This is a genomic window from bacterium, assembly GCA_020440705.1.
In the GTDB taxonomy this organism is placed as follows: domain Bacteria; phylum Krumholzibacteriota; class Krumholzibacteriia; order LZORAL124-64-63; family LZORAL124-64-63; genus JAGRNP01.
In genome coordinates this window covers 1-9157 of sequence record JAGRNP010000137.1, presented here as the reverse complement: position 1 = coordinate 9157, position 9157 = coordinate 1, and the positions used below count along the sequence as shown (strand labels likewise).

Genomic DNA, 9157 nt, shown 5'->3' with positions numbered 1-9157 from the left:
GACGGTCGGCGAGCCGGGCCGCACCGTGCCCGTCGACGGGGGCCGCGGCCAGCTCCTGGGCGTGGAATCGCAAGCGGGACAACGCCTCCGCGTCACCGAGGGCGGATCGCACCCGCTCCGCGAGGGCCGGGTCGTCGAGGTCGCCCTGGCAGCCCAGGTGCCGCACCGCCCCGCTGCCCACCAGGCGGTCGACCTGGGGCTGCTCCGCCGGGCCGTTGCTCAGCACGAGGGCCGGGATGCCGAGGCAGAGGGCGTCGGCCACCGTGGGGCCGGGCTGCGTGACGACGAGGTCGGCCCGCGCCAGCACGGCGGCGAGGTCTTCGTCGCCGACGATCACCTCGAACTCCTCGTAGCGGCTCTCGAGAATGCCGACGGCCACGTCGGCGCGGATCGTCGTCGTCGGCACCACCACCTGGACGTGGCCGTGCCGCATGGCGTCGTGCAGGGCGCCGGTCACCCGCAGGACCAGCGCGTGGGGATCGCCGGCCCCCATGTGCACCACGACGCGCGGCGAGCCGCCGGCTCCGGTCGGCTCCTGGTGCAGCCGCCGGTGCACCACGTCCGGGCCGATGGGCAGGAACTCGGAGCCGCCCACGATCCGCCCCGCCCCGTCGCCCGCCGTCGGGGGGCGGAAGCCGTACTCGGGCACGATGACGAGGTCGGCCCCCGTCACGCCCGTCTGGCCCACGACCGCGACGAAGGCACCGAGGGCCTGCAGCGGCCCGACCAGCGGCCCGGCCGGCAGGCTCACGTCGAGCAGGCACAGGGGCGGCGTGTCCGCCTCGGACAGGCCGTTCATGAAACCGACCTGGGTCGGCACGTCGTCGAGCTCGTCGAACTCGACCGCGTTGAAGCCGTGGCGCGCCAGGCGCCGCGCGCCGGATCCGCCGGCCGGGATCAGGAAGACGATGTCGGCGTCGTGGTCGTCGCGCAGCACCTCGGCCAGGGCGATGCCGCGGTGCACCGCCTCGCCGCCCGGCCCGTCGGCGACGAGGTACACGTCCGGTCCGGTGCGGCGGGACTCGGGCTGGCGGCGCGGCCAGGACGCCCGCTGTCCGCGCGTGGGCCGCAGGCCGTCGGCCGGATCGGCGCGCCAGGCGCGGTCGTCCATCTCACCGGGATCGGGCGCCACCCGCCCGCGGCCGTCGCAGGCGCGGGGCACCGGCAGGTAGCCGCCGCCGATCACCGCGGCGACCCGGTCGGGCAGCCAGCAGTGGCCGGCGCCGTACCCCTCGCCCTGCCCCTCGAGGTCGAGGTGCAGGGTCACGGTGTCGGCGCCCCAGTGGTGCAGGGCGCGCGCCACGACCCCCGGATGCACCGTGCGGTCGGCCCAGCCCACCTTCAGTTCGGCGTCGGGAAAGAGGGGGCCGAACTCGCGGTCGAGCAGTTCGCGCAGGGTGCCGATGGCCGCCAGGTTGCAGGCCTCGGGCGGCGTCGGCCGGCGCATGATGCCGTGCAGCAGCGTCAGGTCGCGGCACCCGGCCTCGAGCGCCGTCTGGATCAGGTTCCACACCTCGGAGGCGTCGGTCATGGCCGTGCCCACGGTCAGGGGCAGTTCCGTCTCGGCGCAGTGCAGCACGAGATCGAGCCAGGCCGCCTCGTGGGGGCCGACGGCCAGGAAGTCGGCCAGGCCGGCCGCGAAGGGCACGTCGTCCATGGCCGCCGGACGCAGACCGATCCGCAGGCCCTGCGTGCGCGCGAACGCGCACAGCGGTCCGATCTCGTGACGGGGCAGCTCGAGCAGCCGCCGCCGCCGGTGCGCCGGGCTGACCCGCAGCACCTCCGGCGCGAACACGTCCTCGAGGCGGGACGCGTCGAGCAGCACGCCCTTGGCGCCCGCCCGCGCGGCCTCGCGCACGAGGCGGCGGGCCCGTTCGGCGTCGCCGTTGTGGGAGTCGCCCAGCTCGATGACGAAATCAAACATCGTCCCCGGTCCGCTGGAAGGCGCGCACCACCTCGATCACCCGATCCTGCTCGGCGTCGGTGAGATCGGGGTAGAGCGGCAGCGAGAGGGCCTCGGCGGCGTAGGCCTCGGCCACGGGGCAGTCGCCCGGTCCGGTGCCGAACTGCGTGCGGTAGTAGGGCTGCGTGTGGACCGGCACGTAGTGCACCTGGGAGTGGATCCCCGCGGCGAGCAGGGCGTCGTAGAGCGCCCGCCGCCGCGCCGTGCGCACGATGGCCAGGTGCCAGCACGCGTCGTCGTCGTCGGCCCGCGCCTGGCAGGTGATGCCGGGCAGGTCGGCGAAGGCCGCGTCGTAGCGCCGGATCAGCGCCGTGCGCCGCGCCTTCAGCCGGTGCAGCTTCTCGAGCTGCACCACGCCCAGGGCGGCCTGGATGTCGGTGAGCCGTCCGTTGAACGACAGCGCGTGCATCTCGTAGGCCCACGGGTCGGCGTCCTCGCCGATGACCTCCGGATCCCGCGTCAGGCCGTGGTTCCGCAGCAGGCGCAGCTTCTCGGCCAGGACCGGATCGTTGGTCGTCACGGCCCCGCCCTCGCCGGTCGTCACCGACTTCACGGGGTGGAAGCTGAAGCAGGTCATGGCGGCGTGGGAGCCGTCGCCCACCGCGTGCCAGGCGCCGTCGGAACCGCGCCACCGGCCGCCGATGGCATGGCAGGCGTCCTCGATCACCAGGGCGCCGTGCTCGGCGCAGACCGCGGCGATGGCCTCCATGTCGCACACGCGCCCGCCGAGATGCACCGGCAGCACGACCTTCACGCTGCGGTAGCGGCGCAGGGCCCGGTCGAGCGCCGCCGGATCGAGGTCGAAGGTGTCCGGATCGATGTCGACGAAGACCGGCCGGGCGCCGCACATCACGGCGGCGTTGGCGGTGGCGAGGAAGGTGATCGGCGAGGTGACGAAGCGGTCGCCGGGCCCGAGACCCGCCGCGCGGCAGGCCAGGTACAGGGCCGTCGTGCCGTGGCTGACCGCCACCGCGTGGGCCGAACCGCAGGTCCGGTTCAGGGCCGCCTCGAACTCGACCACCTTCGGTCCCTGCGTGAGCCAGTCCGACTGCAGCACGTCCCGGACGCGCCGCTCCTCCTCGGGGCCGACCGATTGCCGGCCGTAGGGCAGGTATTCCTTCATGCTTCGCTCTCGTCCCTGGTTCGCTTCGTTCCCGACTCCACGCGCGCCCCCCTGCGAATCCGCGCGGCCCGCGCGGCCCGCGCCCTCGCACGCGTCGCGCCCCGCCGGGCCCAACATTAAGCGCCCGGCCGCCCGATGTATCGCGCAAATTTGCGGCCGCGCGGATCGGCGCTGGGCCGCTCCGGCGGATGTGCTAGATTCGTCCCGCACCGCACCCCTTCCTATCGTCACCCGGAGGCCCGACATGAAGCGTCCGCTCGCCCGCGCGGCGTCCCTGCTGCTGCTGACCGCCTTCTGCGTCGCCGGCCCGGCCCTCGCCGCGCCGCCCGCCGCCGATCCCGCCGCGTGGGTCGATCCCCTGGTCGGCACCGCCCGCATGGGCCACACCTACCCGGGCGCCACCGTGCCCTTCGGCTTCGTCCAGCTGAGTCCGGACACCCGCCGCGTGACCATGTACGACGCCGACGGACGCTACACCGGCGAAGCGTACCCCTACTGCGCGGGCTACCAGCACGCCGACTCGACCATCGTCGGCTTCAGCCACACCCACTTCAGCGGCACCGGCCATTCCGACCTCGGCGACATCCTCGTGCTGCCGGTGGCCGCGGGCCGCGTCGACCTGCGCGATCCGCCCGTCGCGACGTTCAGCCACGCCGAGGAGGCGGCCGCCCCGGGCGCCTACGCCGTCACGCTGCGCGGCGCCGCCGGCGGGCCCGTCGGCGCCGAGCTGACGGCCACCACCCGCGTCGGCCTGCACCGCTACGCCTTCGCGCCGGGGGACTCCATGAGCCTGCTGGTCGATCTGGCGGCGAACATCTACGACTACGACGGCAAGAACGTCTGGACCTTCGTGCGCGTGGAGAACGACACCCTGATCACGGGCTGGCGGCAGACCACGGGCTGGGCCCGCACCCGCACCGTCTACTTCGCCATGGCCTTCGACCGGCCGCTGCGCTCGTACGGTCACGTGCGGCTCGACGAGACGCCCTACAAGGGCTTCTACCGGCGCTTCGACCAGGAGCACGACTTTCCCGAGTTCGCGGGCCGCGACATCCGGGCGCGCTTCCACTTCGGCCCCGCGCGGGCCGGCGATCCGTTGCAGGTGAAGGTGGCCCTGTCGGGCGTGAGCACCGCGGGGGCGTTGGCCAACCTGGCCGCCGAGGCGCCGGGTTGGGACTTCGACGGTGTCCGCGCCGCCGCCCGCGCGGCCTGGAACACCGAGCTCGGCCGTTTCGACGTGGCGATGCTCGACGACGCCCGTCGCGACGTCTTCTTCACGGCCCTGTACCACACCCTGCTGGGCCCGGTCGTGTTCGAGGATGTCGACGGCTCCTACCGCGGCCTCGACCAGAACCTCCATCGCAGCGAGGGCTTCACCAACCACACCGTGTTCTCGCTCTGGGATACGTATCGCGCCCTGCACCCGTGGTTCACCGTGACCCAGCCCCGCCGCAACACCGACATGATCGCCTCCATGCTGGCCCACTACGACCAGAGCGTGCACCCGATGCTGCCGGTCTGGAGCCACTGGGCCAACGAGAACTGGTGCATGATCGGCTACCACGCGGTGTCCGTCATCGCCGACGCCCTGGTCAAGGGTGCCGCACCGGGCATCGACCGCGAACGCGCCCTCACCGCCTGCGCGACGACCGCCTCGGTGCCCTACTTCGACGGGGTCGGCGAGCTGCCGCGGCTGGGCTACATCCCGGACGAGGCGTCGCGCTCGTCGGTGTCGGTGACCCTCGAACTGGCCTACGACGACTGGTGCCTCGCGCGCCTGGCCGCCCTGGCCGGCGACCCGGACACGGCCGCCCGCTTCGACGCCCGCAGCCGCAGCTTCGAGAACCTCTGGGACGCCCGCATCGGCTTCATGCGGCCCCGCGACCGCACCGGCGCCTGGCGCCCCGGGTTCGACGTCATGGCCACCCACGACCAGGGCTTCATCGAGGGCAACGCCTGGACCTACAGCCTGGCCGTGCCCCACGACGTGCCGCGCCTGGTCGAGCTGGCGGGCGGGCCGCAGGCGTTCGGTGCGCGCCTCGACTCGCTGTTCACCATGGAGCTCGGCGACGACCACATCGCCCACACCGAGGACATCACCCGCGACGGCATCATCGGCAACTACGTGCACGGCAACGAGCCCGGCCACCACGTGCCCTACCTCTACAACTGGTCCGACCGCCCCTGGCGCACCCAGGAGCGCGTGCGCCACATCCTGGCGACCATGTACGGCACCGGGCCGGACGGTCTCTGCGGCAACGACGACGCCGGCCAGATGTCGGCCTGGTACCTCTTCAGCGCGCTGGGCTTCTATCCGGTGTGTCCCGGCAGCGACCGCTACGACCTGGGCAGTCCCGAGGTGGTCGCGGCCCGCGTCCGGCTCGAGAACGGCAACACCCTCGAGGTCCGCACCGTCGACCAGGCCGCCGACCACCCCTTCGTGCAGCGCGTGCTGCTGGACGGCGCACCCCTCGACCGCCGCTGGGTCACCCACGCGGAACTGACCGGGGGCCACGTGCTCACCTTCGAGATGGGGCCGGCGCCGGTGCGCGACTAGCCGGCCCGCCGCCGCCCACGGAAAAGGCCCCCGGGATCCTTCCCGGGGGCCTTGCCGTCGGCTGGTGCGCGGTGCCGGTCAGCGCCGCGACATGAACAGCCGCAGGATGTACCAGAACATGAGGGCCACCGAGGCGAAGAGCTCGAGCGACGCGCCCACGTAGCGGTCGTTGGGCCAGTAGCGGATGATGTTCGAGGTGTCGTAGAGCACGGCGCCGCCGGCCACCGCGACCATGGCCAGGGAGAACCACATGCCCAGCTCCAGCCCGAAGAACACCGAGCCGCCGATGGCCAGCAGGGCCAGGATGCCGGCCCAGCGCAACAGGCCGCCGAGGAAGCTGAAGTCCTTGCGGGTCTGGAAGACGATGAGCGTCAGGCCCGTGAAGCCCAGCAGGGTGAGGGCCGCGGCGCTGCGGATGACCCCCCCGCCGGAGTAGTACTCGGCCACGTAGAGCATCGGCACGAAGATGATGCCCTGGGCCACCACGTACAGGGCCAGCCCGGCGTACTGCATGGCGGTGCTGCCGGCGCGCGCGGCGAGGCCGCGGGCGAGCCAGCCGGCGATCATGAAGCCGCCGAGCACGAGCATCCAGTTCACGCCCAGCAGGCTCTTGGCGAGGGTCTCGGCATGGCCGGCCTTGAAGAGCCACACCTCGAAGAGGGTGAAGGCCGCGATGGCGGCCAGGAGGTGGCCGTAGACGCGGACGATGAACAGGCCGCGCTCCTCGGCGCTCGCGGAGACGCCGGCGGCGCGCATCTCGTCGAAGCTGGCGGCGACGGCTTCGGCGTCGCCCCGACGGAACCCACGCTGGTCGTTCATGACTTGCCCTTTCGGAACAGGTGACGGGTGGTCGTTTCCGACCGGAAACACCGGCCGGGGCCGGGCGGTTCCGGAAACCGGATCAGGACGCCGCGTTCGCGGCCGCCCGCCGGCGCCGGATCCGCGCGCCGATGAACTGTCCGCCGAAGTAGCAGAGGATCATGGGCGGGTAGGTCCACCAGGCGAACCCGATCTCGGACTTGTGCCGCATGAGCACCACCAGGGGCACGGCGGCGTGCACCGAGACGAACCAGGCGGGCGAGAACTTGCGGACGCCTTCGCGCCAGTAGCCGAACGGCATGTTGATCAGCAGGGTGGCGAGCGCCACCCCGACCAGGCGTAGGACCAACTCGAATCTCCAGACGATCTATGAACGTCCGCCCTATTTCTTCTTGGGCGGGAAGTTCGCCATGATCTGGGCCACGACGTTGTTGACGCGCTGCTGCATCTCCTCGGGGGAGCGCTGCTGCCCGTCGACGGTGCCGGTGGCCGAACCGCGCCAGACCAGGGTCTTGGTCTTGGCGTCGACGATGTCGATGACCAGGGTGCCCTGGGTGTACTGGTAGACGTCGATCTGACGCCCGCCGTAGCCCCAGTAGTAGTCCGAGTACCGGTAGCCCCAGTCGGTGACCTGCACCTTGTCCTGGGCGCCGATGTGGTACTTCACCAGGACGTCCGGCGATTCGGCGTCGCGCGTGATGCCGCGCTGACCCATCTCGTATTCGACGGCGTCGTGGATGCGCTTGTCGAGGAGGTCGCCGCTGAGGGCGGCGCCGGAGCCCGTGGCCGGAACCTGACCTTCGCCGCCGAGCCAGCCGTAGGTGCGGTAGCCGGTGAAGCTGGCCGAAGTGTCGTAGTCGTAGTTGACCGAGATGGACGAGCAGCCCGCCAGCGCGGCGAGGGCGAGGACGGCCGTCAGGGCCGCGATCCGGTTCCACTTGGCTTTCATCGACATCGACCTCCAGGAAGTTTTCCGCCGGCCGGGAGATCCGGCCGGACGTGGTGACAAACTACTGCGGCCCTCCGTGCGGGGCCACAGAAATTCCGGCCGGCCCGCGATCGGCGGCCTATTCCGACATCGTGCCGAAGGGCAGATTGAACCCGAGCAGGGCCTTCATCCGCGTGAATTTCAGGGTGCCCGGCTCCTCGTCGCCGATGCTCCCGGCGCCGACGTCCGGGTCGATCACGAGGGCCTCCCGCGCGTCGGCATCGCCCCAGCTGTACTGCAGTCCGGTGGTGAACTCCATGCCCGCCAGTTCGAACGAGGCGCCGCCGGTGACGTGGTGCAGGTCCCACGACGTCGCGTTCAGGCGGTTGTCGAGGTCGGACGGGGTCGTGGTGCGGTCCAGGCGGTACGAGGCGAAGAGCGAGAAGTGGGTGGAGAAGAACCGTTCGACGCCCGCGCCGTAGTTCAGGACCGCCTCGGCCGCGTAGCCGTAGTCGTAGTCCTGGAACTCGCCGGGCGTGCTCTGGATCTCGTACGGCTCCGGGTCGATCACGTCGAAGCGGCCCACGGCGTCGAACCACTCGGCCGTGACATGGATCCGGCTGTGGCCGATCCGGACGGCGCCGCCCAGCGCGACCGAGAGGGGCGACTTCCACACGGCGTCGAGACCGTCCTGGGCGTCGGCGCTGAGGTACGGCTCGGCCAGGGGGTTGTCCGGGTCGATGCCGTCGGCGCTGTAGGTCCGTTCGTAGACCTCGGCCGAACTGACCAGGCCCAGGCTGGGGGTGGTGATCGTCAGGCCGGCCGACCAGCGCTCGCTGCGGAGCGCGACGCCGGCCTTGAGCAGCAGGCGGAAGTGCCAGTACCGGTAGTCGTTGACGATGTTCAGGTCGGCGGTCGAACCGTCGCCCCCGAGCAGGCCCGCCGCCACCTGGACCCGCGAGCGCTGGCTGCGCTGGGCCAGGTAGGGGGAGAACCCGATGGCGAGATTCGACCGCAGGGCCTTGGAGAAGCTGACGCCGTACCAGTTCTCGCTGGCCTCGCTCAGGAGGTACGACTCGACCGATTCCCAGCGCGTCTCGTCCGCCGCCGCGAGGGGGTCGGACCCGAGCAGCGCACCGCCCGCGTCGTAGCGGAACCGCACGCGCTCGAGGTAGGTGTAGGCCCAGGTCCAGCCGAGGCCGTCGCCGATGGTGAAGCGTCCGGCCAGGTAGCCCGGCGAGGCGCCGACGGTCGAGGTGCTCAGGTCGGCCTCGGTGCCGAGGGCGTTCTCCAGTTCGATGGTGTAGCTCTCGATGGCGCGGGTCGTCAGCAGCAGCGACGCGTCGCGGTTCAGGGCGATCCAGGCCGGATTGTAGTAGGTGGCGCTCAGGTCGGTGGGCGCGCCCACGACCAGGCCGCCGAGCAGCTCGGAGCGGGTGCCGAACTGGCTGTCCCAGTAGTGCGAGTCCTGGGCGCGGGCGGCCGGGGCCGCCGCGACGATCAGCAGCGCGAGAACGAGCGCCGTGCCGGTGATGCTACCTGTCTTCAATTCGCCACCCTTTCACGTTGTCGTCGAGTTCGCGGCGCGGGGCCGCCCAGGCGTCGAGTCCGTTCTCCGCCCGGACCACGCCGTCTCCGTCGGGCCCGGCGCTGCCGCCGCGGCCGGGTTCGCCGCAGGCGAACGCGCAGGCCGCATCGGTCGCGGGCAGGCGCGGGCCCACCATGAGCAGGCCGCACGACACGCCGCCGTTGCCCCCGGCGCCGCCG

At 72.2% G+C, this 9157-nt stretch carries 8 protein-coding genes; 1 reads left to right on the top strand and 7 read right to left on the bottom strand.

The genetic code is table 11. From position 1 onward, the window contains the following. Together KDM41_15570 and pseC are read right to left on the bottom strand one after the other, a co-directional pair. A partial coding sequence (locus tag KDM41_15570) for an N-acetylneuraminate synthase family protein (protein MCB1184847.1) occupies nt 1–1924 on the bottom strand: 1924 nt, incomplete at its 3' end. Next, nucleotides 1917–3086: a UDP-4-amino-4,6-dideoxy-N-acetyl-beta-L-altrosamine transaminase gene (gene pseC / locus KDM41_15565; GenBank protein ID MCB1184846.1), complete on the bottom strand. Its 1170-nt coding sequence runs from the start codon at nt 3084–3086 to the stop codon at nt 1917–1919. The genes KDM41_15570 and pseC, both read right to left, overlap by 8 nt. 244 nt (nt 3087–3330) lie before the next feature. On the opposite strand from pseC, the gene KDM41_15560 reads away from it, so the two are divergent. Continuing rightward, the gene (locus tag KDM41_15560) at nt 3331–5643 is read left to right on the top strand and encodes a GH92 family glycosyl hydrolase (protein ID MCB1184845.1); all 2313 of its coding nucleotides are present in this window, start codon (nt 3331–3333) and stop codon (nt 5641–5643) included. Between the two features lie 78 nt (nt 5644–5721). Here KDM41_15560 and KDM41_15555 read toward each other — a convergent pair whose 3' ends face one another. The 5 genes from KDM41_15555 to KDM41_15535 form a co-directional block, all read right to left on the bottom strand. Beyond that, nucleotides 5722–6399, bottom strand: a complete 678-nt coding sequence (locus KDM41_15555) for a Bax inhibitor-1/YccA family protein (protein MCB1184844.1) — start codon at nt 6397–6399, stop codon at nt 5722–5724. A 145-nt stretch (nt 6400–6544) separates the two neighbouring features. Continuing rightward, nucleotides 6545–6811, bottom strand: coding sequence for a hypothetical protein (locus tag KDM41_15550; GenBank protein ID MCB1184843.1), 267 nt, complete (start codon nt 6809–6811; stop codon nt 6545–6547). Between the two features lie 33 nt (nt 6812–6844). Beyond that, nucleotides 6845–7411 carry a DUF4136 domain-containing protein gene (locus tag KDM41_15545; GenBank protein ID MCB1184842.1) on the bottom strand — a complete coding sequence of 189 codons (567 nt, stop codon included), beginning with the start codon at nt 7409–7411 and terminating at the stop codon, nt 6845–6847. 118 nt (nt 7412–7529) lie between these two features. Continuing rightward, nucleotides 7530–8939 (bottom strand): hypothetical protein, encoded by a 1410-nt coding sequence (locus KDM41_15540; protein ID MCB1184841.1) that lies wholly within the window; start codon nt 8937–8939, stop codon nt 7530–7532. Next, nucleotides 8926–9157: hypothetical protein (locus KDM41_15535; protein ID MCB1184840.1), on the bottom strand; the 232-nt coding region annotated here is incomplete at its 5' end. The genes KDM41_15535 and KDM41_15540, both read right to left, overlap by 14 nt.